The sequence below is a fragment of the Gracilimonas mengyeensis genome, assembly GCF_900182705.1.
GTDB lineage: Bacteria > Bacteroidota > Rhodothermia > Balneolales > Balneolaceae > Gracilimonas > Gracilimonas mengyeensis.
In genome coordinates this window covers 50,933-74,338 of sequence record NZ_FXTP01000009.1, presented here as the reverse complement: position 1 = coordinate 74,338, position 23,406 = coordinate 50,933, and the positions used below count along the sequence as shown (strand labels likewise).

The 23,406-nt window shown below is 43.5% G+C and carries 25 protein-coding genes; 17 read left to right on the top strand and 8 right to left on the bottom strand.

From position 1 onward, the window contains the following. Positions 1 to 26: 26 nt before the first annotated feature. Complete coding sequence (locus FN815_RS11115) at positions 27 to 923, bottom strand: LysR substrate-binding domain-containing protein (protein WP_142454713.1); 897 nt, start codon at positions 921 to 923, stop codon at positions 27 to 29. A gap of 110 nt (positions 924 to 1,033) precedes the next feature. Between FN815_RS11115 and FN815_RS11110 the strand changes: the two genes are divergently transcribed. The 13 genes from FN815_RS11110 to fabF all read left to right on the top strand — a co-directional run bounded on the left by FN815_RS11110 (position 1,034) and on the right by fabF (position 10,932). Beyond that, the gene (locus FN815_RS11110; protein ID WP_142454712.1) at positions 1,034 to 1,789 is read left to right on the top strand and encodes a hypothetical protein; all 756 of its coding nucleotides are present in this window, start codon (positions 1,034 to 1,036) and stop codon (positions 1,787 to 1,789) included. 159 nt (positions 1,790 to 1,948) lie between these two features. Next, entirely contained in the window at positions 1,949 to 2,647 is a 699-nt protein-coding gene (locus FN815_RS11105) for a type 1 glutamine amidotransferase (protein ID WP_142454711.1), read from the top strand. Positions 2,648 to 2,715: 68 nt separating this feature from the next. Further along, complete coding sequence (locus tag FN815_RS11100; RefSeq protein ID WP_142454710.1) at positions 2,716 to 3,300, top strand: Crp/Fnr family transcriptional regulator; 585 nt, start codon at positions 2,716 to 2,718, stop codon at positions 3,298 to 3,300. Between the two features lie 92 nt (positions 3,301 to 3,392). Then, positions 3,393 to 4,136, top strand: coding sequence for an SDR family oxidoreductase (locus FN815_RS11095; protein ID WP_142454709.1), 744 nt, complete (start codon positions 3,393 to 3,395; stop codon positions 4,134 to 4,136). A gap of 25 nt (positions 4,137 to 4,161) precedes the next feature. After that, entirely contained in the window at positions 4,162 to 4,818 is a 657-nt protein-coding gene (locus tag FN815_RS11090; RefSeq protein ID WP_142454708.1) for a TVP38/TMEM64 family protein, read from the top strand. Between the two features lie 35 nt (positions 4,819 to 4,853). Beyond that, the gene (locus FN815_RS11085; RefSeq protein ID WP_142454707.1) at positions 4,854 to 5,579 is read left to right on the top strand and encodes a class I SAM-dependent methyltransferase; all 726 of its coding nucleotides are present in this window, start codon (positions 4,854 to 4,856) and stop codon (positions 5,577 to 5,579) included. A 220-nt stretch (positions 5,580 to 5,799) separates the two neighbouring features. Continuing rightward, positions 5,800 to 6,270 carry an OsmC family protein gene (locus FN815_RS11080; RefSeq protein WP_142454706.1) on the top strand — a complete coding sequence of 157 codons (471 nt, stop codon included), beginning with the start codon at positions 5,800 to 5,802 and terminating at the stop codon, positions 6,268 to 6,270. A 10-nt stretch (positions 6,271 to 6,280) separates the two neighbouring features. Continuing rightward, positions 6,281 to 6,853, top strand: coding sequence for a cysteine hydrolase family protein (locus FN815_RS11075; RefSeq protein WP_142454705.1), 573 nt, complete (start codon positions 6,281 to 6,283; stop codon positions 6,851 to 6,853). Between the two features lie 13 nt (positions 6,854 to 6,866). After that, complete coding sequence (locus FN815_RS11070) at positions 6,867 to 7,337, top strand: DinB family protein (protein WP_221930307.1); 471 nt, start codon at positions 6,867 to 6,869, stop codon at positions 7,335 to 7,337. A 172-nt stretch (positions 7,338 to 7,509) separates the two neighbouring features. After that, entirely contained in the window at positions 7,510 to 8,265 is a 756-nt protein-coding gene (locus tag FN815_RS11065) for an SDR family NAD(P)-dependent oxidoreductase (protein ID WP_142454704.1), read from the top strand. Between the two features lie 79 nt (positions 8,266 to 8,344). Further along, on the top strand, positions 8,345 to 8,926 hold the full coding sequence (locus FN815_RS11060; RefSeq protein WP_142454703.1) for a TetR/AcrR family transcriptional regulator: 582 nt from the start codon (positions 8,345 to 8,347) through the stop codon (positions 8,924 to 8,926). 113 nt (positions 8,927 to 9,039) lie between these two features. Further along, positions 9,040 to 9,627: a TetR/AcrR family transcriptional regulator gene (locus FN815_RS11055; protein WP_142454702.1), complete on the top strand. Its 588-nt coding sequence runs from the start codon at positions 9,040 to 9,042 to the stop codon at positions 9,625 to 9,627. Between the two features lie 57 nt (positions 9,628 to 9,684). Continuing rightward, on the top strand, positions 9,685 to 10,932 hold the full coding sequence (gene fabF / locus FN815_RS11050) for a beta-ketoacyl-ACP synthase II (protein ID WP_142454701.1): 1,248 nt from the start codon (positions 9,685 to 9,687) through the stop codon (positions 10,930 to 10,932). Positions 10,933 to 10,975: 43 nt separating this feature from the next. Here fabF and FN815_RS11045 read toward each other — a convergent pair whose 3' ends face one another. The 5 genes from FN815_RS11045 to FN815_RS11025 form a co-directional block, all read right to left on the bottom strand. Further along, the gene (locus FN815_RS11045; RefSeq protein WP_142454700.1) at positions 10,976 to 11,545 is read right to left on the bottom strand and encodes a Crp/Fnr family transcriptional regulator; all 570 of its coding nucleotides are present in this window, start codon (positions 11,543 to 11,545) and stop codon (positions 10,976 to 10,978) included. Positions 11,546 to 11,556: 11 nt separating this feature from the next. Next, positions 11,557 to 12,585, bottom strand: a complete 1,029-nt coding sequence (locus tag FN815_RS11040) for an SDR family oxidoreductase (protein WP_142454699.1) — start codon at positions 12,583 to 12,585, stop codon at positions 11,557 to 11,559. A 109-nt stretch (positions 12,586 to 12,694) separates the two neighbouring features. Continuing rightward, on the bottom strand, positions 12,695 to 13,660 hold the full coding sequence (locus FN815_RS11035; protein WP_185957270.1) for a patatin-like phospholipase family protein: 966 nt from the start codon (positions 13,658 to 13,660) through the stop codon (positions 12,695 to 12,697). 239 nt (positions 13,661 to 13,899) lie between these two features. Beyond that, complete coding sequence (locus FN815_RS11030; RefSeq protein ID WP_142454698.1) at positions 13,900 to 14,289, bottom strand: hypothetical protein; 390 nt, start codon at positions 14,287 to 14,289, stop codon at positions 13,900 to 13,902. Between the two features lie 82 nt (positions 14,290 to 14,371). Next, positions 14,372 to 15,322, bottom strand: a complete 951-nt coding sequence (locus FN815_RS11025; protein ID WP_142454697.1) for a glycosyltransferase family 2 protein — start codon at positions 15,320 to 15,322, stop codon at positions 14,372 to 14,374. A 78-nt stretch (positions 15,323 to 15,400) separates the two neighbouring features. Between FN815_RS11025 and FN815_RS11020 the strand changes: the two genes are divergently transcribed. Continuing rightward, positions 15,401 to 15,721 (top strand): MerR family transcriptional regulator, encoded by a 321-nt coding sequence (locus tag FN815_RS11020; protein WP_142454696.1) that lies wholly within the window; start codon positions 15,401 to 15,403, stop codon positions 15,719 to 15,721. A gap of 124 nt (positions 15,722 to 15,845) precedes the next feature. Here FN815_RS11020 and FN815_RS11015 read toward each other — a convergent pair whose 3' ends face one another. Beyond that, positions 15,846 to 16,802 (bottom strand): COX15/CtaA family protein, encoded by a 957-nt coding sequence (locus FN815_RS11015; protein WP_142454695.1) that lies wholly within the window; start codon positions 16,800 to 16,802, stop codon positions 15,846 to 15,848. A 76-nt stretch (positions 16,803 to 16,878) separates the two neighbouring features. Between FN815_RS11015 and cyoE the strand changes: the two genes are divergently transcribed. Then, a complete protein-coding gene (cyoE, locus tag FN815_RS11010; RefSeq protein ID WP_142454694.1) occupies positions 16,879 to 17,787 on the top strand; it encodes a heme o synthase in 909 nt (302 codons plus the stop codon). A 227-nt stretch (positions 17,788 to 18,014) separates the two neighbouring features. Here cyoE and acs read toward each other — a convergent pair whose 3' ends face one another. Continuing rightward, a complete protein-coding gene (acs, locus tag FN815_RS11005; protein WP_142454693.1) occupies positions 18,015 to 19,913 on the bottom strand; it encodes an acetate--CoA ligase in 1,899 nt (632 codons plus the stop codon). A 285-nt stretch (positions 19,914 to 20,198) separates the two neighbouring features. Between acs and FN815_RS11000 the strand changes: the two genes are divergently transcribed. Then, on the top strand, positions 20,199 to 22,667 hold the full coding sequence (locus FN815_RS11000) for a ligase-associated DNA damage response DEXH box helicase (RefSeq protein WP_142454817.1): 2,469 nt from the start codon (positions 20,199 to 20,201) through the stop codon (positions 22,665 to 22,667). Further along, positions 22,664 to 23,332, top strand: coding sequence for a ligase-associated DNA damage response endonuclease PdeM (gene pdeM, locus FN815_RS10995; RefSeq protein WP_142454692.1), 669 nt, complete (start codon positions 22,664 to 22,666; stop codon positions 23,330 to 23,332). Before FN815_RS11000 ends, pdeM begins: the two co-directional genes overlap by 4 nt. The last annotated feature ends 74 nt before the right edge of the window (positions 23,333 to 23,406 follow it).

Here is a 23,406-nt window from a genome sequence, read left to right as displayed (position 1 = left end):
ATAATGAAAGTCCTATAAGTGAACTTTTACTGTTTCAGTTCCTGTACCATGTTGGTCGCGATCTCTGCCAGTTTCCGCGAAGCTTTACTTCTGTATCCTTGTGCTCTCCAAAGGATTCCTGCCGTTCTTGTGGGAGATGGATGTACGATTCGTATGGCACTGAGGCCGTGAGCCGCTTTCATTTTCATGGTTAGCGCAGGTAAAATAGTACCGGCTTTGGGATGATCTTCCAATGCGGAGAGCAAACTGCTGATTGTATTCATTTCTATTAATACTTTTGGACTGATATCTGCCATTTTAGCCGCTTCATCCCAAATACGCCGGGTGCAGTAACCTTCCGAAAGTAACATCAACTGTTCACTTTCAAGCGCTTTAGCTTCTACCTCTTCACGCCTTGCAAACGGATGCTGGGGATTTACTATTAACATCAGCTCTTCTTCAAAAAGCGGATCAAAAGTCAGTTTTGGATAATCAGTGGGTTTAAAACTGAGCCCCAAATCCAGTTCGTGTTCGCTCAGCTGACGTTCAATTTCGGGGGCTGATAGTTCATGCACTCTCAGCTGCACCTCAGGATAGCGGGAAGAAAAATGTGCTACAATTTTGGGGATCAAGTAAGCATTAATGGTTTGAACCACCCCTATACGAAGCGTTCCCCGGTACAATTGCTCCAGCTCATGGATGGCCTTTTTGGCCTCTTCAACCTCACGTACAATATGTTTGGCTCTTTGATGCAGCAATGCCCCAGCCTCCGTAAAATGAAGCCTGTTTCTGGAACGGTCAAATAAAGGCACGCCCAACTCTTCCTCCATGCTTTTCACCTGTTGAGACAAAGCCGATTGTGAGATAAACAGTTTTTCGGCCGCTGCCGTAAACGTTCCCTCACGACCTATTGAAAGCAAATATTTTAGCTGTCGAACTTCCATACCTTTTTAAACTATAAGTTTTACTTATATCTATCAGAAGTAAATATCGATAGACTTATAATGACAATCCAGCTACTTTTTGATTCCAATTTCAATCAAGTCAAAACATCATGACCAACATTAAAACTCACTCAACTTTTTTCTTAGTATTTGTACTAATCACATGGCTGGGAACCGAATTTTCATACGCTCAAAGACTTTCTAAAAAACAGATCAGCCGGTTGAATACCGCAGATATGAACCTTACCAAAGCCAAAGTAAGCTACCAGGAAGACCTGGATCTTCTGGTATTTGAAATGCGGGTGGAAAGTAAAGCCGGGAATACCACTCCAACTGCGGCAGGACAATTAAACGGAGCGCCGGTTCTGGGATATGTGTTCCCTACCAGCTTAAGTCCGGCCGATGTAGGATTTGGAGATACAGAAGGTATTCTGGCCTTTGCTATCACCTCTCATCCCGATTTTGACGATACCCCGCTTTGGGATGAAAACAACGATCGCAATTATGAAAACGACGGCAAACAGTTTCATACGCACTGGGTGGTACTTGTGGAAGATCAACGCGTAGCTGGCGGACTTTCCGTTAAAGCTTTTAAGCCTGAAGACCAAAGCGTAGTGCTACCGGCCACCAATCCCGGCATGCCCATATACCTTGACTCACCCGGTTTTTCTGTAGTATTCAGAGATCAGGCTGTACGGGTAGCCGTTCCGGCCCAACGGGTGCACCACAAAACCTCGTTCAACTATGATGGAGTAACGGCTTACATGGAAGTGTCCACGGAAGAAAACATGCCGATGCTTGGTGTATACGCGGTATATGAGGTACTTTCCGGTGATTTGAGCCTGCCCTATAAAGTGCAGAAGTAGCAATGTGAATGCCTTCAGGGGTTCAGAAGCTCCTGAAGGTTAACTTTAAGCCACCTCAAACGGATGATATACTTTAGCTGCTTAATAAATGCTTTTGTCATCTGTAGGTTTTTTCGGCTACATTAATTCCTTTTCCTATAACCTCTTAATGCTTCTATTTTGCGTATCCATTACATCCAACACGTTTCCTTCGAAAACCCCGGATACATCAAAACCTGGGCGGAGGAGAATGGCCATATATTGACAGGCACTTTTTTATTTGATGGCCAAGAGCTGCCCTCACCTCAAGAAATTGATGCACTGGTCGTTATGGGTGGTCCCATGGGCGTAGCGGATGAGGAAGCATATCTATGGCTGCGCCGGGAAAAAGCATTCATCAAAGAATGCATTACACTCAACAAAAAAGTGCTGGGTATTTGCCTGGGCGCTCAACTTATTGCTGATGTGCTGGATGCAGAAGTAACACCAATGCCTCAAAAAGAAATCGGCTGGTTTCCATTGAAGTGGACAGAAAAGGCCATAGAACATCCTCTGTTCCACTCTTTTCCAAAACAACAAACCGTGCTGCACTGGCATGGCGACCGTTTTGAAATACCAAAAGGCGCGTTGCCGCTGGCTGCCAGTAAAGGATGTAATAAACAGGGATTTTTATGGAATGAGCGGGTGCTGGGCCTGCAATTTCATATGGAAATGACCCAAGAAGGACTGGCCGCCCTGATCAAAAACAGTACCGATGAACTGGCTAAGGCTAAAGGACCGTTTATTCAGCATGCCAACACCATGTTAAACAAGCAACTTTATACAGATAATCACCAGATGATGGAACAGTTATTGGACCGGTTTTTAGGTTCAGAGTAAGTAGAAATGGATGCCTCACTAAGAATCAAAACTTTGGATTTCAAAAATAATTAGCCCCCCTGCCCTATATGTCCCGATCGGATTATCAACAAATGCTGACTCAAAAACTCAATGGATTGGTGGAGATTGGTGAGGAATTAACCAATGCCATCCTTCAGTTATTTACCGTTAAACATTTTGAAAAAGGACATCACTTTGCACGGGCCGGAGAGCATTCTCAAAACATGGGCTTTGTAGTGGATGGTATTCTCCGTGCTTATCATCAAACCCCAAGCGGAGACACCTACAACAAGCATTTTTTCACCCAGGGGAATTTTACAGGTGCTTATTCTTCCCTGGTTACCGGGCAAAAGAATCTCATTGATATAGAATGCCTTACTGATGTAACCCTGCTCCAATGCCACTATGCGGATTTTACTGCTTTGTATGATGAGCACCGGGAAGTGGAGCGAATGGCCCGCATCATTGCCGAACAGTATTTTGTCAACAAAGAAACCCGGGAAATTCAGTTGGTTACGCTGGACGCTTCCGAACGCTATAGACTATTCCGGGAGCACTATCCTGATATGGAACAGCGTATCCCCCAATATCATATCGCCTCTTACCTTGGTATTACCCCTACACAACTCAGCCGCATCCGGGCCAAGCAATAAATCCTGATTTATTTACCTATGTAAATGGATTAGCACTTCCCTTCCCATAGTTTTTCAGTCCTGATTAACCACAACCCAATAAGGTTTGACCTATGGAACTGGAAAACAACAAAATATTAATCACCGGGGCCACCGCTGGCATTGGCAAAGCCCTTACCAAGGCATTCATCCAACAAAATAACACGATAATAGCCGTGGGACGGGATGAAAAGAAATTTAAGGATCTTAGGTCCCTATCTGATGATATTATTCCTTTTAGGTGTGATTTAGCTGACAAGGACGAGCTCGAGAAGCTGGTCGTGTTCATTGAGAAAAAGCATCCCGACACCAATATACTGGTTAACAATGCCGCCATTCAGTACAATTATTCTTTTTGGGATGAACAGCACATCACCGAAAAAATCCAGCAGGAGCTTCAGGTAAACCTGTATGCTCCTTTGGCACTCACCGGCTTACTGCTGCCTGTGTTATCCATGAATCGTCAACCGGCTATTGTTAATATTTCTTCTGGTCTTGCCCTTTCCCCGAAAAAGCAGGCCCCGGTATACTGCGGTACCAAAGCAGCCATCCACATCTTTAGCAAGTCCCTGCGCTATCAGCTCGAAGGTCACGGCATTCGTGTATTCGAAATTATTCCACCCATCGTAGATACCAATATGACAAAAGGCCGTGGTAAGAATAAAATATCTACCGAGCAGCTGGTACAGGAATTCCTCACAAAGTTCAGAAGAAACCGCTATGAAATTGCCATTGGGAAAGTAAAACTGCTGAAGCTGTTACACCGACTTAGTCCCGCCCTGGCCGACCGTATTCTCAAGAACGGCGGCGAAAACTAAAAACTCAATAAATCAAAATATACCTATGAAAGATCTGGCTAAACTCATACTTGTGCTGGCTACGGCCTTTGCCTCTACCTTCTTAATCGCTAATCTAACCGGAGTGTTAACCATTGAACAAAGTAAACTCTGGCTACAGAGTGCACAGGACTTATCCCCGCTATTAGTAGGTAGCCTGGTTATACTGCTACTTTTTTCTGATTTATTTGTAGCCGTACCCACGCTCACCATCACCATTCTATCCGGATATTTTCTCGGGTTTCCCTATGGAGGAATCAGTGCCATCGCCGGGATGTTTTTGGCTGGTATTGCAGGCTATGCAATCAGCAGCAGATACGGAGATGTATTGTTTTCCTTCATTGTTCGGGATGAACAACGCAGAATTGAAGCTAAAGAAACCTTTCAACAATACGGTTTTGTGATGATCCTGATGAGCCGGGCTGTACCTATCTTCCCGGAAGTATCCGCTTGCCTGGCAGGTATCACGGGAATGTCTTTTTCACGATTCTTAACGGCCTGGCTGTTAAGCAGCGTGCCCTATGCCCTGATAGCTTCTTATGCCGGATCAGTAAGTTCACTGGATAATCCCATGCCGGCTATTTATACTACCATCGGGTTAACTGCAGTGCTATGGGGTTCCTGGTTCGTGTTTCGGAGGTACCATCAAACACAGCAAGCCTGATCCAATGAAGAAAATCCGAAATCACTCACTTTCACATGTCCATCTCATTAGAAAATAAATCCACCACAGAAGAAATCAGGAACCGATTTGACGGGGACGTTGAACGCTTTTCTAAATTAGACACTGGTCAGCAGACCACTATTGATGCCCCGCTGGCTATGGAGCTTATCACCCAGGCGGCTACGGCGCATAATCCCAATGCACAAAACCTGCTGGATATTGGCTGTGGAGCCGGCAACAACACGCTGAAGCTACTTGTACATATCAACCCTTTGAATTGTGATTTGGTAGATTTAAGTGAACCCATGCTGAAACACGCTAAAGAACGCATTGGTAAAGTAAACAAAGGAACCATCCGAACTTTTCAGGAAGACTTTAGAGGTGCTGATTTACCAGCCGAACGCTATGATGTGATTATCGCGGCGGCCGTACTTCATCATTTGCGAGATGAACGGGACTGGGAGGAAGCTTTCGCTAAGATCTTTGAACTTACGGCACCCGGCGGCAGCGTTTGGATTACCGATTTAGTGACGCATGAAAATGATGAAGTGCATCAGATGATGTGGGACCGCTATGGAGCATACTTGGAATCATTAGGCGGAGCCGAATACCGGGACAAAGTATTTGCATATATCGACAAAGAAGATTCGCCGCGGCCGGTTACCTTTCAACTGGATTTACTCCGGAAAGTGGGGTTTGTGCAAGTGGATATCCTGCACAAGAATTCTTGCTTTGCAGCTTTTGGGGCGGTGAAAGAGTGACTTGGCGCTCTTTTCAAGCTTTGACCTTAAAAATGAAGCAGGAGCTTGGTAGCGAGTAAAAAGGCATTATAGCTCAACCTCCGGCAAACAGACTTCCCTAAATCTCATGCGGGCGGAAGTTTCTTTAATTTTCTGAGTTTCCCCGGACTGAAGTCCGGGCTATGTTATACCGTCCCTACGGGACTTTTTAAATATCATCACTCCAAAAATGAATTAAACTATGTCTACCTACTCAGCAACTATTTCATGGTCTCGCCAAGAGGGTGAGAAATTCACCAATAACCGCTATTCACGAGCCCATAGCTGGAAGTTCGACGGCGGGGAAACTATAAACGCATCTTCCTCGCCCCAGGTCGTGCCTCTGCCCTATTCCGATGAATCTGCCGTTGATCCCGAAGAGGCTTTCATTGCTTCTCTTTCCAGCTGCCACATGCTTTGGTTTCTCTCCATTGTGGCCAAGCGTGGGTTTGTGGTGGAAGCGTACGAAGATGAGGTAGAAGGCATTATGGAAAAGAACGCGGAGGGGAAACTGGCCATGACTGAAGTGACGCTGCATCCCAAAGTAACATATGCTGAAGAACATCAACCCACCGAACAACGGAATGACGAAATGCACCATGAAGCACACGAAGTCTGTTTTATAGCCAATTCAGTGAAGACAAAAATCAGTATTAAATCAGTTATGAAATGAGGAACAGGAAATGAAATTAAGAGATAAGAAACCGGCATTGATCCTCATAGACATCCAACAGGGGCTTTCAGTTAACCATGAGAAATATTGGGGAGGCAACAGGAATAATCAAAATGCGGAAGTTCTCTGTGGTAAGCTCTTGGATAAATGGCGAACATTGAGCTTACCCCTATTTCATGTAAGGCACAGTTCAACCAATCCTGAATCTAAGCTACATCCATCCAACAAAGGAATAGCATTTAACAAACACGTGCTGCCTGCGGAGAACGAGCCTGTGATCACAAAACACGTCAACAGCGGCTTTATTGGAACCGACCTGCAAGAACAATTGGATCAGCTGCACATAAAAACGCTGGTACTGGTAGGCTTGACCACAAACCACTGTGTATCTGCTACCACACGGATGGCAAGCGATCTTGGCTTCGAAACCTATGTCATAGCGGATGCCACTGCCACTTTTGATCGGGAGGGAGTCAATGGAGAAACGTTTGATGCAGAGCTCGTTCATTCTGTCACCCTGGCTAGCCTAAACGAAGAGTTTGCGACTGTTTGGGACTCCCATAAACTATTGGCCGAATTATAATCACCATTACCCTATGAATACTGAAAATTTGAAATCAACCCTTAGAACCTGGGAAACAGGCAGGAAATTGTTTCTGGAATTTTTTGATAACTATTCCCTGGATCAATTAAATAAAGTCCCCGACGGTTTTAATAACAACCTGATCTGGAACATTGGGCACGTAATTGTAGCACAACAAGCTCTTATTTATTTGCAGTCGGGCCTGGATGGCTACCTCCCCTCCCAATTGTATAAGCTATATAAACCAGGTACCAAGCCAGCTAAACCTGTAACGCAAGAAGAAGCCAACGAGCTAAAAAAGCTGTTAATCGATTTGGTCAATAAGACTACCGATGATCTTGACCAGGGACTTTTCAAAACTTACAAGGAGCGCATGACCGGTACAGGCTTTTACCTTTCTTCTCTGGAGGATGCTTTTGAGTTCAACAACTATCATGAAGGTTTACATCTTGGTTATATGAAGAGTATTGAGAAGTTTGTGTAAGCTGCCACGTATCTTTTTCCTCTGAAGGATTAAACCCTAGTTAAAAATTCCTCCTCATTTTCCCTCCTGCTCTATGCAAATTTAAATTGGAACAATCATTCCAATATTGTAAGTTCTAAATGGAATGAACGTTCCAATTAATCTCACTCATAACACAAAGAATTATTAAGACATGAACACATTACATGAAAAAGTAGCTGTGGTTACCGGAGGTAACAGCGGCATTGGCTATGCAACCGCAGAGAAATTAAAACAACAAGGCGCCAAGGTAGTTATCACCGGTAGGTCAACAGAACGGGTACAACAAGCAGCTGAGGAATTAGGCGTAAAGGGCATTGTAGCCGACGTAAGTGATCTGTCGGCTATTGACAGCCTTGCGGAACAGGTGAAAAAAGAGTTTGGCATGGTAGATATCCTGTTTATTAATGCGGGTGTTTTTCATCCCGCTCCCTTGGGTCATGTAAGCGAAGAGATGTTCGACCAACAAATGGACATCAACTTTAAGGGCGCATTCTTCTCCATCCAAAAGTTTTTACCGGTTTTAAATGACGGGGCATCCATCATCAACCTGTCTTCGATTAACGCATACACGGGTATGCCAAACACGGCTGTGTATGCAGCATCCAAAGCTGCGCTTAACGCTTTTACCAGGACAGCTGCCACAGAACTGGCACCCAGAAAAATTCGAATCAATTCTGTAAACCCGGGTCCGGTAGAAACCCCGATATTTGGCAAAACGGATCTAGAGGAAGAACAAATAAAAGGGTTGGGTGAGGCTATGCAAAACAGAATCCCCCTGAAACGATACGGCCAACCTGTAGAAATTGCGAACCTGGTAGCATTCTTGTCTTCTGAAGAAGCTTCTTTCATAACAGGAAGTGAATACAATATTGACGGAGGTGTAAATATCAATCCGGTACTTGGATGATTTTTCACCGCATTTTGGAACGAAAATTCCAATAAGTTATATTTGTGGGGGCATCAACAGTTCCCACAAATATTTTATTATGGCAAGGACAAAAGAATTTGACGAGCAGGAAGTACTAACCAAAGCGATGACTCTGTTCTGGAAACAGGGGTATGCTGCCACTTCTGTACAGGATTTGGTGAGCCATTTAGGGATCAACCGCGCCAGCTTGTACAGTACTTTTGGTGATAAGGAAAAACTGTTTAAAAAAGCTTTTGAGCATTATCACAGAAGCAACTTTGAACGGGTGAACCAATTTTTTCAGAATCATCCCGACCCAAAAGAAGGCTTTAACAAGCTTTTTGAAATGGCCGTTGATGAATCTGTTAACGACCAGGATATGAAAGGTTGTTTTGCCGTCAATACCACTACCGAGCTTGTTCCCGGTAATAAAGAAATGCAGATGGTGCTAAAAGGGAACCGGAAACAAGTGGAAAACCTTTTTTATGACTATCTAAAAAAAGGTCAGGAAGCCGGTCATATTACTACCGACAAAAACCTGAAATCTCTTGCCTTCCTCTTATTCACCTTTTATAACGGGCTCAGGGTAGTCTGTAAAACTGAACCTGACAGAGAAGAACTGATGCAATCGGTATATACGGAATTATCATTACTGGATTAATCAGAGTAGGTGAAAATCTTTAACTCTTACTATTTACCTACGCATTCTTGGCAATCTAAATATATGGGCGCCAATTTTTTTGAATATGATATACCGATCAGTATATTTGCTTCATGATTCGTTCAGAGAAAACCCGACAATTCATCATAGAAAAAACCGCTCCTATCTTTAACAAGAAAGGTTACACAGGAACCTATCTCTCTGATTTAACGGAAGCTACCGGTTTAACGAAAGGCAGCATCTATGGTAATTTTCAAAATAAAAACGAAGTAGCCTTAGAAGCATTCCGGTATAACTATCAACAAGTAATAGGTCAAATCAACAAAAAACTGCAAAGCCTGGAACGGGCGGATCAGAAACTGCTGGCCTTTTTGATTTTCTACAAGGAACAGCACCAGGATATTTTTGAACGAGGCGGATGCGCCATACTTAATACAGCCATTGATGCCGATGACGGCAATGACTTGTTAAGAGAAGAAGTAGTGCAAGCCATTTCAAATTGGAAGAAAAAACTGGAGACCATTTTAAAAACGGGAATCAGTAACAATGAAATTCAACCTGTTGATACAGCCAAGTTTTCCAACGAAATGATTGCACTTATTGAAGGCAGTGTTATGATGGCCAAAACATTGCAGGAACCTGATATTCTAATTGATAACATCACCAGATTAGAGTCAAAAATTCACGAGATAACTATCTAAAAAATTTTACCCTTTAATATACCGAACGGTATATAACCTAAAAAAAGCATAATCATTATGAAAAGAGTCGTCATTACAGGGGTAGGTGCCCTCACCCCAATTGGAGAAACAAAAGAAGCATACTGGAACGCTTTACAAAATGGGACATCGGGAGCCGATAAAATCACCCGGTTTGATACTACAAAATTTAAAACGGATTTCGCCTGTGAATTGAAAAACTATGATCCTGCCAACCATTTTGATCGTAAGGAAATACGCAGGTTAGACCGGTTCAGCCAGTATGGGTTGGTTGCGGCTGAAGAAGCTATTCAAGATGCCAATCTACAGTTCAACAAGCTCAATAAAAACCGGTCTGGCGTTATCTTTTCCAGCGGTATCGGCGGTTTCGAAACTTTTGAAAAAGAAACACTGAATTACGCGGTAAATGATTTTAATCCAAGGTTTAGTCCGTTCTTTATTACAAAAATTATAGCCAATGGGATAGCCGGACAGCTATCCATAAAATATGGATTACGAGGTGTTAACTACGCTCCGGTAACGGCTTGTGCTTCTTCCACAAATGGGATTATCCAAGCCTTTAATTACATAAAATGGGGCAAGGCAGACCTCATTATTACGGGAGGCTCTGAAGCTCCCATCACAGAAACATCCATCGGTGGGTTCAATACCATGAAGGCGCTTTCCACCAATAACGAAAATTACGCCTCGGCTTCCAGGCCTTTTGATAAAAGCAGAGACGGATTTGTAGTGGGCGAAGGTGCTGGCGCTTTGGTTATAGAAAGTCTTGAAAGTGCTTTACGAAGAGACGCCCATATTTATGCTGAAATTGTAGGAGGCGGCGAAAGCTCCGACGCCCACCACATTGTAGGTACTCATCCAAACGGCGAGGGAGCTTACCTAGCTATGAGCCAGGCGATTGAGGAAGCCGGCATATCTTCTTCTGATATCGATCATATCAATGCTCACGCCACCTCTACAGGTCCGGGAGATTTATCTGAAATCAGGGCCATTGAAAGGGTCATGGAAGAAAATATAAATCGCGTCCATATAAGTGCTCCAAAGTCCATGACCGGACACCTGCTTGGAGCTGCAGGTGCTGTCGAAGCTATTGCCACCTGCCTGGCTTTAGAATCAAACATTATTCCTCCTACCATCAACACGGAAGAGATTGATGAACAAATTCCTAAGACAATAGACCTTACTCTCAAGGAGAAAAAACAAAAAGATATCCGTCTTGCATTAAGCAACAGCTTTGGATTTGGCGGGCACTGTGCAGCTATCATAATGAAAAAATATGAGAAGTAGTGCCTTGCAAAATTGGTTGCAAAATCAACTTCCCGTATTCAAACTATAGCAGCTCCTTCCTGATTCTACTCAATGACTGTGGCGTGATTTGTAAATACGAAGCGATGTATTTTTGCGGCACCTTAACTGCTAAATCCGGGTATCTTTTGATAAACTCCAAGTATTTATCCTTAGCTGAGCCAAAGTCCAAAAACTCATTGTCCTTGATTTTATTCAGCAATCCGGCTTCAGTCAGACTTTTGGTGAGAATGTAGAGCTTAGGTATTTCCTCATAGAGACGATTCCATTTTTTGCGACTTATGGACAGTATCTTGCTCTTTACAACTGCTTGAATAGCTGACCGGCTGGGAGAATCTTCATAGAAACTTTCAATATCCAGGGCAAACTGCCCTTTACGTACAAAATACTTGGTTGTCTCTTCAGCTTCTCCGCCTACTATAAATACTCTTAGTATGCCTTCATCCACAAAGCCGATATGGTTAGAATATCCACCTAACTTTAGAAAATTGTCCCCGGAATCCAGCCATTCTACTTCAAATGAACTAGCGACATGTTCTACCTCCTTCTCAGATAATATACCTCCGAAGGTCAAGGCATTTTTTAAACTTTCCATGATTAGCTTATTTAAACAATTTCTAATTTCAGTACACTTTCTGCACAAGCCCGCACAGCCTCTTCTTTGGGGATGGGCGTCCAGTTCAATAATCTTTTTGCTTTGGAGTGGTCAACTTTTCGTTCTACCCCAAGATCTATCAATATCGGCTTTAGAGAGGCATCAACATAAGAAAATAGACGAACCATAAAATCCGGTGCTACCCTTCTGGGGATTTTTTTGGAAGGATAGGCTTCCCTTAGAATATCTGCAACATCTTTAAATTTGAGGTATCCTGCTGAACCAATAAAGCGTTGACCGGCCGCTTCCGGTTGCTCCATGGCCCTGATTAACAGATCTGCTACAGAACGTACATCAACGATATCAAATCCAATATCAGGTAGCACAGGTGTACTTCCGTCCAGCATTTTGATGACAATATTGGCCGAAGTACCAAAATCTTTTTCCAAAACCGGACCTAATATCGCTCCCGGACAAACCACCGCTAATTCCATGTCTCTTCTTTCTTTTTCCATAAACTCCCATGCGGCTTGTTCTGCTATGGTTTTACTGCGGAAATAAGGGGTTGTATCTTTTTTGTTCTGTACATTCGTCCAGTCTTCCTCAGAAAAAGTGCCACTCCTATGGCCCTTTTGTTTACCATAAACTATAGATCCTGTTGATGATGTAATCACAACACGCTTTACATTATGAGCTTCTGCTGCTTGGAGAATGTTCAGCGTGCCACCCCGTGCCGGCTTGATAAGTTCTTCTTCATTATCCGGAAGCTTTCGGGGAAAAGGAGAAGCGATGTGTTGTACAAAGTCAATGCCTTCCACTAATCCTCTCCAAACTTTGTCATCCAACAGGTCGGCCTCGGCAAATTGAAGCCGGTCTACCCTATCAGTCCGTTCTCCTATTATTTTCTTGATATGATTAGCGCGCTCCATATTCCGGAGGCTGCCAATAACTTTATATCCTTTTTCAAGAAGTTTAATAGCCGTGTGAGATCCCAGAAAACCGGTGATCCCGGTAAGCAGTACTTTTTTATTTGTATCCATGATAGTTGATTTGGTTCTATATCGCAGCTGAATAATAGAAAACCGATATCAGGATCCATTTACCATTTGGTAAAAAAGATGCGCTACTTGATGACTAAGCTTTAAATAGCTACAGCATGTCGACAAGTTCTTGCAGCTTACTTTGTTCTTTTTGAATCATTTGCTTGGCCAGCAGTTGCAGTACCCGCAAGTTGGTGTTGCTGGTATCATCCATATCATCATTTCCTTCAGTTAATCGAATCTGGAACTTAAAAAAGCGGTCTTCCGGAAGAATGCTTTGTAGCTGATAATTGGTCGTATCTGTGATGCCATCAAAAACAACATCCAGCACTGGTTTTGCCCACTGCGCCAACCCCCACTCGATGGCTTCTTCGTGAGGAATTCTTCGGGTAAGCTCACCGGTTCCCAGCGACACGACCAAGATATCATCCTCGGGAAACAGATTTTTCGCTTCCACATAAGCACACATCGCAGGGTTATTCGCAAAAACGCCACCATCCACTAACGAATAGTAATCCATTCCATCTGTGCTTTTCACCTTAACCGGGTCAAAATAGGTGGGAGCCGCTGAGGTAGCGCGCGCTGCAATTTCCATAGGAAAATCGTATTCCGGATCTTGCTTAGCTTTTTCACTTCTGAAGAACCAGGGCGACCGCATTTCAATATCATAACTGGTAATGAGCAGTGGAGTTAGTGCCTCTCGCAACATGATTGCGTCTTCAGCACTATCCCGAAAATAGGTTTTCAGCACTTCTTCGATACCATCGGCTGGATATTTTGCATCAAACAGGCTTCCCATCGTCTTGACCTTGTACCACTTTGACCGATTGAATATATCTGGCCCTTTTTGCCTGTATAAGCCAATAAGCTCCTCTGCGGTATATCTGGGCTGTCCTTCAGAGTCAGGACAAGTTAGTGCCAGCGCAAGGATTCCTCCCGTTGATGTTCCGGCAATTAAATCAAATAATTTGGATGTGGATTTTCCTGTCTTTTCTTCAATTTCGGATAGCACCATAGTTGGAATAATACCCCGAATGCCTCCGCCTGAAATGGAAAGTACTTTTCGAATGGCCATAATAGTCTTGATTTATGATTACAGATAATCTCCATGATCTAAGGAAGGAATTCTGGGCAATCATGGCATGGAATTCTCATAGTTTCATGCTGATGTGTATCCACAAATAGACTTGCACATGTACCCGCGCTATATTTTCCGTCCCCGAAACTGATAGTAAGTTATTAGAATAAACTTAAAATCAAAATCTCACCGCTGGTAAATAGCTCTCTTCCAGATACCCTTCTGTCTTAAAGAGCTTAATCTTTCTCTAACTCCAGTGACAAATTGTAGTGAGGTTCGCTTGTACCTCCATTTTCTTCCAGAACGCTAAGCACATAGGTGTATCTGCCGGATTTAAGTAAACTTTCCCCCATATAATCAATGGGTTGAAGTACGCTTAATTCGCTATTGATTTTCGTTTCGATATAGGCATAACGATAGGCTTTGGTAACAGTTTGATAGGAACTAGCCTCACCAGCAGGGATCAAACCGTATAAAATTTCATCTTCCGGATAAATCGCCAGGACGCTGTCCATAGCAAACTCTGAATTATTCTCAATTCTGATTTTTACTTCCTCATCAGAGAATGATAAAACACAACTAGCAAAAAGAACTATAGGGAGCAGAGCAAAAATGATTTTCTTCATAATCAGAATAGGTAATTGGTGAGTTTGAGAGCTGTTACTTACCGTTACGAAGCTCAATGCCCTATCGCTACATAAGTCGGTTTTAGACCCTCTCTCGAACGCTTGGCTTCTGTTTCTCTACATGGTTTTTGTTGATAAGCTCACCAATCAATCCGGTTGAAAATAACTGAACGCCCAGCACCATTAGCAGAATTCCTAAGAACAGTAACGGACGATCGCCGATTCCTTTTCCATAGAAAAATTTTATAAAGGCCAGGTAAAAGTTGATCCCGCCACCTGCCAGCAATAAAAGCACCCCAATTGTCCCAAAAAAGTGCATGGGTTTTTGCAAATACCGCTGTACAAAGGTGATGGTTATCAAATCAAGAAAACCGTTCATAAACCGGGATAACCCGAACTTTGTTTTACCATACTTTCGGGGATGATGCTTCACGACTTTCTCCCCTATCCTGGTAAACCCTTCACGTTTGGCCAGCATGGGGATATACCGGTGCAGTTCCCCATACAAATAAATATTCTTGACCACTTCAGATTTATACGCTTTCAACCCACAGTTAAAATCATTGAGTTCAATTCTGGCCACTTTGCGGGTCACATAATTAAAAAACTTGGAGGGTATGGTTTTAGAAACGGGATCATGGCGTTCTTTTTTCCAGCCGCTCACCAAATCATAGCCATTCTCAAGCATCTCTACCATAGCCGGTACTTCCTGTGGATCATCCTGTAAGTCGGCATCCATGGTAACCACATAGCGGCCTTTTGCGGCTTCAAAACCAGATTGCAGGGCCACACTTTTACCGTAATTACGGCTAAAACCGATACCAGATACTTCCGCTTTTTCATTAGCCAGATTTTTGATCACCTGCCAGGAAGTATCCGAGGAACCATCATCTACAAAAATTACCTCATAACTAAAATCTGCCGCTAACGCCTCCCGGATGGCAGCCTCCAGTTCGGGCAGTGATTCTTCTTCATTAAAAACCGGTACCACAATACTGATATCCAATTGGTCGGTTGATTTCGATACGTCCACAATAGCTTCTTTTAATATGTTCAGAAATGGTTTACTTTCAAGCCACTAAAACGACCTAAAATACACTTTCTGTCTGCTATGAAAAAATTGTATTACTCAATGGGAGAAGTTAGCAAACTAACCGGGCTTGAACCGCATGTGTTGCGTAACTGGGAAAAGACCTACACCCAGCTAAGTCCCAAAAAAAACAGTGCCGGGAACCGGGTTTACAAAGAGCAGGAGCTGTCTTTGCTTTTTAGGATTAAAGAGTTGTTGCACGAGAAAAAATACAGCGCCGAGGGCGTACAGGAAATTCTAAATGGGGATAAGGAAGAAACAAAATCACAGTTAAGCCCCCAGGCCAAGCGAGATCTTACAGAAGTTCGGGTATTTCTGAAGGATCTGTTAGAACGGATTTAGTATCAATTCAAGATTGAAAATTAAAGATTAAAGATTGTTCTGGTCTTTTTCTAAACTTCAATGGGGCAACGTCATGAATAAAGCTACTTTATACAATTCAAAATTCAACATTTAGCATTCAACATTAATCTTCCATTTTTAATCTTGAATCTTTAATCCCCTCATTCCCCGACCTCAGCACCATAATCATCAGGAACTGAGCACAAATCATAAAGGCCATTCCCACCAGGTGTAGTACCTGGAGAATCCGGGCCATATCCAGATAAAGTAATCCCACACCCACTGCAATCTGGAAAATAATCAGCAACAGATTAACCTGCCCAAGCCACAGCAAAATACCCTCAGCTTCATTTTTGCGGAGCAGGTAGAACATATAAACCCCGGCAATCAACACAACCCAGGACGAACTGCGGTGAACCTCAAAGATATTACCAACCATATTGAGCCACTCACTTCGGGCGGGGATTTCTGCCGCATTTTTAATGACGTCAATGGCCTCCCGAACCTGCGTACCCAGCACCAGCTGTATCATTGAAACGGTGAGCAGAATCCATACCGACCAAAGCAGTTTTTTCCTAAAGCTTTCTTCAATCTTGATCGAAAAGAATCCGCTGGTAGCTTTGAAAGTGGCGTACACCAAGACCATCACTATCAGCATGGCAACCAGCATGTGAGCGGTAATCATACCGCTGTGGAGGCCGGTTCTTACAACCACGCCACCCAGCCATCCCTGGAATAAAACCAAAACAAATGCAGCAAATGAGCTGTAAAAAACCGCTGGCTTATCTTTTCGGTACTTAAAAGAAAGCACGAAAGTGGCTGTAATCAGCAATCCAATAACCACCCCCACCAACCGGTTTACATACTCAATCCAGGTTTTGTATACGTTAAACTGCTCGGGAGAAAACCCGGCGGGTAAATCAGCCAAGCTTGTAGGCGGTATCCACAGACCAAAACATTTAGGCCAATCGGGGCAGCCTAAACCGGCACCGGCCGCACGAACCAGTCCGCCAATTAAAATCAGAAATAAAGTAGCCGCCACGGTTACTATGGCGGTTTTTTGGAAAGCATTTAATTTCATGTTAAAAAGCTGTCAAATATGGGGAATAATGGTTAAATTAAATTCTGCCTAAGCAATTCTACGATATCAAATTTACATGAAATCAGCAGAAGATAACATTCTCATCAAGAGAACTTTTTCTAGCGTTGTTGCCGATTACTACCAACTAACCAAACCGGGAATTACCATGTCGGTTCTGGTGAGTATGTTGGTAGGTTTTATTTTAGGCAGTGGTGCTAACATAAATTTTATTACGCTCATTCACGCACTCCTTGGCACCTGGATGATTGCGGCCGGAACCGGAGCCCATAACCAGTTTATGGAACGCAAGCTGGACGGCATGATGAAACGCACATCCAAGCGTCCGCTCCCCGATCAACGTATCGGCTCCAGAAACGGAATGATTTTTTCGCTAACGCTGATTTTCTCCGGCTTGTTTTATCTGATCCTGATGGTTAATCCAGTAGCAGGAGCGGTTTCTTTTTTCACTACTCTGATATACCTGGCTGCATATACCCCAATGAAACGGGTATCGGCTGCTAACATAGCCATCGGTGCCATTCCTGGTGCTTTGCCTCCGGTAGGCGGCTGGGCTGCGGCTACGGGTAATGTATCTGATCCCGGCATGTGGCTGCTGTTTGGCATCATGTTTTTATGGCAAGTTCCACACGTGCTTTCTATCGCGTGGCTTTGTAAGGATGATTACTCCAGTGCCGGCTTTAAGATGCTTCCTAAACGTGATGAAAAGGGTTACAAAACCACCCTCTTTTCATTGATCTGTGTATTGGGCTTATTTCCTGTAAGCTTGGCTTTATATCAGCTTGAAATTTCCGGATTAACCTTTCTGATTGGTGGTTTCTTAGTAGCTGGTGGATTTTTAGCCTACACTATCAAGTTTGGATTGAACCGAACCAAACAAAATGCCAAGGAAATGATGTTTGCCTCCATTGCCTACCTCCCGCTGGTTTGGATTGCGGTATTCATTGACCGGTTTATCTCTTTTTGATTTTTTTAACTGCTACTAATCACGAGTAGAGTGATTTCGTCCCACTAGGGCTTAAACTCATCTCGGCTTATTTTCACAGGGCTTTATCTTATGCTGATGATAGCGCTTATCCAGAGCTTATCCCTTTATAGCACATAGCACATAGCACAAAAAATATCACCAATAAAAAACCCCGGCCATTTAGACACGGGGTTTTGTTTTCTGGAGAAATTGTGATTGCAGATTAATTAATACGCTTTCCCATTCTTGATATCCTCTACTACACTTGGATCTAACAAGGTAGAGGTATCACCAAGATTATCGAGGTCTTCAGCAGCAACTTTGCGAAGAATACGACGCATAATTTTTCCTGACCTGGTTTTGGGCAATCCACTTACAATCTGGATTTTGTCCGGCTTGGCAATCGGACTGATAATCTTCGTCACCAAATTCAGCAGTTCCTTTTTGAACTCTTCTGGATCTTTGATTTCTTCATCACAAATCATAAAAGCGTAAACACCCTGTCCTTTCACATCGTGTGGATAGCCCACTACAGCAGTCTCCACTACTTTGGGATGCTCATCAAGTGCGTTTTCAATCTCCGCCGTACCCAGTCGGTGGCCGGAAACATTAAGCACATCATCTACTCTACCCGTAATACGATAGTAGCCGTCTTCATCCCGCTTACAGCCGTCACCGGTAAAATAGTATCCTTCATAGGTACTCAGATAGGTTTGAATGTACCGGTCATGATCTCCATACACGGTTCTGGCAATACCGGGCCACGGATGCTTAATACAAAGGTTCCCCTCCACGGCATTGCCTTCAATTTCATCTCCATTCTCATCCATCAGTGTTGGAAACACGCCAGGCAACGGTAAGGTAGCATAACCGGGTTTGGTTGGGGTGATACCCGCCATTGGGGATATCATAATGCCGCCCGTTTCCGTCTGCCACCAAGTATCCACAATAGGACATTTGCCTCCGCCGATGTGATCGTGATACCAGTGCCAAGCCTCTTCGTTAATGGGCTCCCCCACCGTACCTAGCACTTTCAGCGAGCTTAAATCATACTTTTTCACATAGTCCAGATCATAAGACATGAGCGCTCTAATGGCCGTTGGTGCGGTATAGAAGTGCGTTACTTTATATTTCTCTACTACCTCCCAAAGTCTGCCGGCATCCGGATAGGTTGGCGTTCCTTCAAAGATGATACCGGTAGCGCCGTTGAATAATGGACCATAGATGATATAACTGTGCCCGGTAATCCATCCGGCATCGGCCGTACACCAGTAGACATCATCGGCTCCTACCTGGAACACCTGTCTGAATGAATAGCTCGTATACACCATGTACCCTCCACAGGTGTGCACAACGCCTTTGGGTTTGCCTGTTGAACCGGACGTATAAAGAATGAACAACGGATCTTCCGCATCCATCTCTACCGCCTCGTGATCTTTGGACGCATTCCGAATGAGCATATGCCACCATTCATCACGCCCTTCTTTCCAGTCGATATCACGGTTGGTGCGCTGGCAAACAATAACGCTTTCTACTGAAGGGCTGCTTTCCAGAGCTTCATCTGAAATATCTTTTAAGGGAACGTGCTTGTCGCCACGACGGAGTCCGTCATTGGTAATCAACATTTTGGCATCGCAATCATTGATACGTTCAGAAAGTGCCTGGGCTGAAAATCCTGCAAAAACAATAGAATGCACCGCTCCAATTCGAGCGCATGCCAGAGCTGAGATGACCAGTTCAGGCGTCATGGCCATATAAATAACCACGCGATCGCCTTTTTTGATGCCTTTACTTTCCAAGACATTAGCAAAGCGGCATACGTCTTCGTGCAATTGTTTATAGGTGATAGTCCGGCGAAATGAATCCGGGTGATTAGGTTCAAAAATAAAAGCGGTCTTGTTCCCAATGGTATTCAGATGGCGGTCCAAAGCATTTTCGGTGATATTGAGTTTGCCGCCTTCAAACCACTTTATGTTCGCATCTTCGAAACTGCCGGATTGGGTATTCTCCCATCGTTTGCGCCAATAAAATGTTCCCGCTTCATGTTCCCAAAACCGTAAGCGATCTTTTTCGCTTTCCCTGAATGTCTGCTGGTATTCCTCAAAGGATTTAATATTTAACCACATAGTTGATTTTTAAATGATTAGAAATTTTAGGTGATGTTGGGATTTTTTTAGCGGAGAATCAAGTGGAAACGCTTTTTTATGCGATTAATGCTGTAAAAGGTTTTTGCCGAGGTTCAATCTCTCACTTATTCCATACCTGAATTGCACAACTCTATTTTTCTGGCACGCTCTTTAAATACATCAGATATTTCATTTGATGAGGGAACTCTACCTAATTCTTTGAACTTTTTAGCCGGCAATTTTTTTACCATTGCTGAACAACTTATCACCCCGAATTTTTTGCACTTGTCTACCAAAGGTCATCAACGTATTTCAGAATGGTTTGCCTCTAAAGACTGGGACATCTTTCCTTTTCAACAGGAGGTTTGGGATGCTTTTTTGTCGGGGAAAAACGGGCTTTTGAATGCTCCTACCGGTAGCGGAAAAACATTTGCGCTCTGGATGCCCAACCTGATAAAATGGATAAATAAGCATCCCGACAACTACCAGGAAACGACAAAAAACGGGTTAAAAGTTCTTTGGATAACTCCGCTAAGGGCCTTGGCAAAAGATATCCAAAAGGCACTACAGCAATCGGTAGATGAGATGGATATTCCATGGGAGATCGGCCGAAGAACCGGCGATGTCTCTCAATCCATCAAACAAAAGCAGAACCGGAAGATGCCGGAAGTGCTCATCACTACGCCGGAAAGCGTCCATATTTTGTTTGCTCAAAAAAACTATGAACGGCACTTCAAAAATCTGGATGCTGTAATTGTTGATGAATGGCATGAACTGTTGGGCTCTAAACGGGGGATACAAACAGAGCTGGCTCTTTCACGGTTGAGGGGATTACGACCCGATTTAGCAGTTTGGGGAATTTCAGCCACCATTGGAAATCTGGATGAGGCTCTGGATGTTTTGACCGGGCCTGAGCCACAGAAAAACCGAAAAATCATCAAAGCTAATGTAAAAAAGAACATTAAAGCTGAATCCATTCTCCCTGATGAAATGGAAAACTTTCCCTGGCATGGTCACTTGGGGCTGAAATTACTACCCAAAATTTTACCTATAATTGAGAAAAGCCGATCTACGCTTATCTTTACCAATACCCGTGCCCAATCTGAAATCTGGTTCCAAAACCTGCTGGAAGCCAATCCTGATTTAGCGGGCACTATCGCTATTCATCATGGTTCATTGGATCGGAAAGTACGCGACTGGGTGGAAGCTTCGCTGCATGATGGAATACTAAAAGCCGTAGTATGTACCTCCAGCCTGGATTTGGGAGTAGACTTTACCCCTGTAGAAACCGTGATCCAAATTGGAAGTCCTAAAGGAGTAGCCCGTTTCATGCAGCGGGCCGGTCGTAGCGGTCATCAACCCGGCTCTACGAGCTCTATTTACTTTGTACCCACCCATGCCCTGGAATTGGTAGAGGCCGCCGCTCTGCGTTCAGCTATAGAGGTTTCTGAAGAAGAAATGGAAAGCCGGGATCCTATCCTAAAACCCTATGATGTTCTGATCCAGTATTTGGTGACACTTGCCGTCTCAGATGGTTTTCTTCCGGATGAAATTTTTGAAGAAGTAAAAAACACTTTTGCCTATCAAACACTTTCACAAAAAGAATGGAAGCAAATCCTTCAGTTCATTACTTCAGGCGGAAAATCGCTGAGCAGTTACAATGAATATTCCAAAGTGGAGATGGATGAGGACGGACTTCATAAAGTCACCAGCCGTAAAATTGCCCGTCGCCATCGAATGAGTATTGGCACCATTTCCAGTGACGCTATGCTACGGGTGAAATATATGAGTGGAAAGTCTTTAGGAAGTGTAGAAGAGTGGTTTATCGCGCAACTGAATACCGGCGATACCTTTTGGTTTGCGGGGCGCAACCTTGAACTGGTTAAGATCAAAGATATGACGGTGTATGTTCGCCGGGCAAAAGGAGCCTCTTCCATAGTACCGGCGTATATGGGCGGACGGATGTCCCTATCTTCGAATATGACGCACATCTTACGCAAGAAGATGCACCAAGCCGTAGCCGGCAATGCTGAAGACATTGAGCTGAAAACGCTTGAACCTCTGTTTAGTATCCAGCGCGATTGGTCTATCTTACCGGATGAAAATCAATTCTTGATTGAAAAATCATTTTCCCGGGAAGGATGTCACGTTTTCTTTTTTCCCTTTGAAGGTCGTTATGTGCATGAGGGGATGTCTGCGTTGATTGCACACAGAATCTCTGAAATGACGCCCATAACCTTCTCCATTGCTATGAATGATTATGGCTTTGAATTACTCTCTGATAAAGATATCCCCATTAAAGAAGCCTTGGGTAATGATTTATTTTCCTCAAAAAACCTGGTTGAGGATATTATGGCCAGCATCAACAGTGCAGAGTTAGCAAAACGCCGGTTTCGGGAAATTTGCCAAATCGCAGGCTTGGTATTCCAGGGCTTTCCCGGTCAGGCCAAAACCAACCGGCACCTGCAGATGTCAAGCGGTTTATTCTTCGAAGTGTTTATGGAATATGAACCCGACCATTTACTACTTCAACAAGCTTTTGATGAAGTATTAAGTTATCAGCTGGATGAAGTCCGTTTGAGTAAAGCTTTAAAAAAGATCTCAGAACAGGATATTATCTTTAAGGAAACCGAACGGTTCACGCCCTATGCTTTCCCAATTATGGTAGACCGTCTTCGGGAAAAGCTAAGCTCAGAAAAATTGATTGATCGCATCAAAAAGATGCAGGTTCAATTAGAGAAACACGTCAAATGACTCAAAATCAAAGCCAAAAAATACGTATTCAGGATCAAACTCTGCTGCTTCTGCCACAAAAGGCTATGTTTTGGAAAGAACAGGATATGCTGATCGTCTCTGATGTTCATTGGGGTAAATCCGCTCATTTCCGCAAAAACGGAATTGCCATACCTGATACCGTAAATCAATCCAATATTAAAAGGCTCAATGGACTAGTAGAAGAACTTCGTCCAAAAACCATTTTATTTCTTGGTGATCTTTTTCACAGCGATCCCAATGAAGAAATAGAACGATTTGGTGACTGGAGAAAATCGCATGCCTCCATTTCAATGATATTAACCATTGGCAATCATGACCTGTTAACACGGTTTGAGTACGAGAAGATGGAACTTGAATGTGTAAACCGTTATCAATGCGGCCCTTTTCTTTTTTTACACGATGAAGCCGAAAAACAAGATAAAGGTAGTTACACCATCTCGGGCCATATTCATCCAGCTGTTCAATTAAAAAGCAAAGGCCGGCAAAGTTTGCATGTCCCCTGTTTCTTTTTTGGAAACCAACAAGCCATCCTTCCTGCCTTTGGAGCCTTTACCGGAACATATCACATTTCCCCCGCACAGAATGATACCGTGTTTGCCATTGTTGAAGATAGCATAGTAAAAATATCTCCAAAATTTAGATAAGGCTAAAAGTGTGTTACACTCCTTTTCAAAACCTCTCAATTGCTTTTTTAATCTTCTTATTGGCCTTATTACCG

What these genes read in the sequence shown, in the direction of transcription:
- FN815_RS11070 (WP_221930307.1), top strand. Translation starts at nt 6,867, where the DNA reads ATGAATACTGAAAATTTGAAATCAACCCTTAGAACCTGGGAAACAGGC.
- FN815_RS11095 (WP_142454709.1), top strand. Translation starts at nt 3,393, where the DNA reads ATGGAACTGGAAAACAACAAAATATTAATCACCGGGGCCACCGCTGGC.
- FN815_RS11020 (WP_142454696.1), top strand. Translation starts at nt 15,401, where the DNA reads ATGAAAAAATTGTATTACTCAATGGGAGAAGTTAGCAAACTAACCGGG.
- FN815_RS11090 (WP_142454708.1), top strand. Translation starts at nt 4,162, where the DNA reads ATGAAAGATCTGGCTAAACTCATACTTGTGCTGGCTACGGCCTTTGCC.
- FN815_RS11100 (WP_142454710.1), top strand. Translation starts at nt 2,716, where the DNA reads ATGTCCCGATCGGATTATCAACAAATGCTGACTCAAAAACTCAATGGA.
- FN815_RS11115 (WP_142454713.1), bottom strand. Translation starts at nt 923, where the DNA reads ATGGAAGTTCGACAGCTAAAATATTTGCTTTCAATAGGTCGTGAGGGA.
- FN815_RS11015 (WP_142454695.1), bottom strand. Translation starts at nt 16,802, where the DNA reads ATGAAATTAAATGCTTTCCAAAAAACCGCCATAGTAACCGTGGCGGCT.
- FN815_RS11055 (WP_142454702.1), top strand. Translation starts at nt 9,040, where the DNA reads ATGATTCGTTCAGAGAAAACCCGACAATTCATCATAGAAAAAACCGCT.
- FN815_RS11035 (WP_185957270.1), bottom strand. Translation starts at nt 13,660, where the DNA reads ATGGCCATTCGAAAAGTACTTTCCATTTCAGGCGGAGGCATTCGGGGT.
- acs (WP_142454693.1), bottom strand. Translation starts at nt 19,913, where the DNA reads ATGTGGTTAAATATTAAATCCTTTGAGGAATACCAGCAGACATTCAGG.
- FN815_RS11045 (WP_142454700.1), bottom strand. Translation starts at nt 11,545, where the DNA reads ATGGAAAGTTTAAAAAATGCCTTGACCTTCGGAGGTATATTATCTGAG.
- cyoE (WP_142454694.1), top strand. Translation starts at nt 16,879, where the DNA reads ATGAAATCAGCAGAAGATAACATTCTCATCAAGAGAACTTTTTCTAGC.
- FN815_RS11060 (WP_142454703.1), top strand. Translation starts at nt 8,345, where the DNA reads ATGGCAAGGACAAAAGAATTTGACGAGCAGGAAGTACTAACCAAAGCG.
- pdeM (WP_142454692.1), top strand. Translation starts at nt 22,664, where the DNA reads ATGACTCAAAATCAAAGCCAAAAAATACGTATTCAGGATCAAACTCTG.
- FN815_RS11065 (WP_142454704.1), top strand. Translation starts at nt 7,510, where the DNA reads ATGAACACATTACATGAAAAAGTAGCTGTGGTTACCGGAGGTAACAGC.
- FN815_RS11075 (WP_142454705.1), top strand. Translation starts at nt 6,281, where the DNA reads ATGAAATTAAGAGATAAGAAACCGGCATTGATCCTCATAGACATCCAA.
- FN815_RS11080 (WP_142454706.1), top strand. Translation starts at nt 5,800, where the DNA reads ATGTCTACCTACTCAGCAACTATTTCATGGTCTCGCCAAGAGGGTGAG.
- fabF (WP_142454701.1), top strand. Translation starts at nt 9,685, where the DNA reads ATGAAAAGAGTCGTCATTACAGGGGTAGGTGCCCTCACCCCAATTGGA.
- FN815_RS11040 (WP_142454699.1), bottom strand. Translation starts at nt 12,585, where the DNA reads ATGGATACAAATAAAAAAGTACTGCTTACCGGGATCACCGGTTTTCTG.
- FN815_RS11030 (WP_142454698.1), bottom strand. Translation starts at nt 14,289, where the DNA reads ATGAAGAAAATCATTTTTGCTCTGCTCCCTATAGTTCTTTTTGCTAGT.
- FN815_RS11085 (WP_142454707.1), top strand. Translation starts at nt 4,854, where the DNA reads ATGTCCATCTCATTAGAAAATAAATCCACCACAGAAGAAATCAGGAAC.
- FN815_RS11110 (WP_142454712.1), top strand. Translation starts at nt 1,034, where the DNA reads ATGACCAACATTAAAACTCACTCAACTTTTTTCTTAGTATTTGTACTA.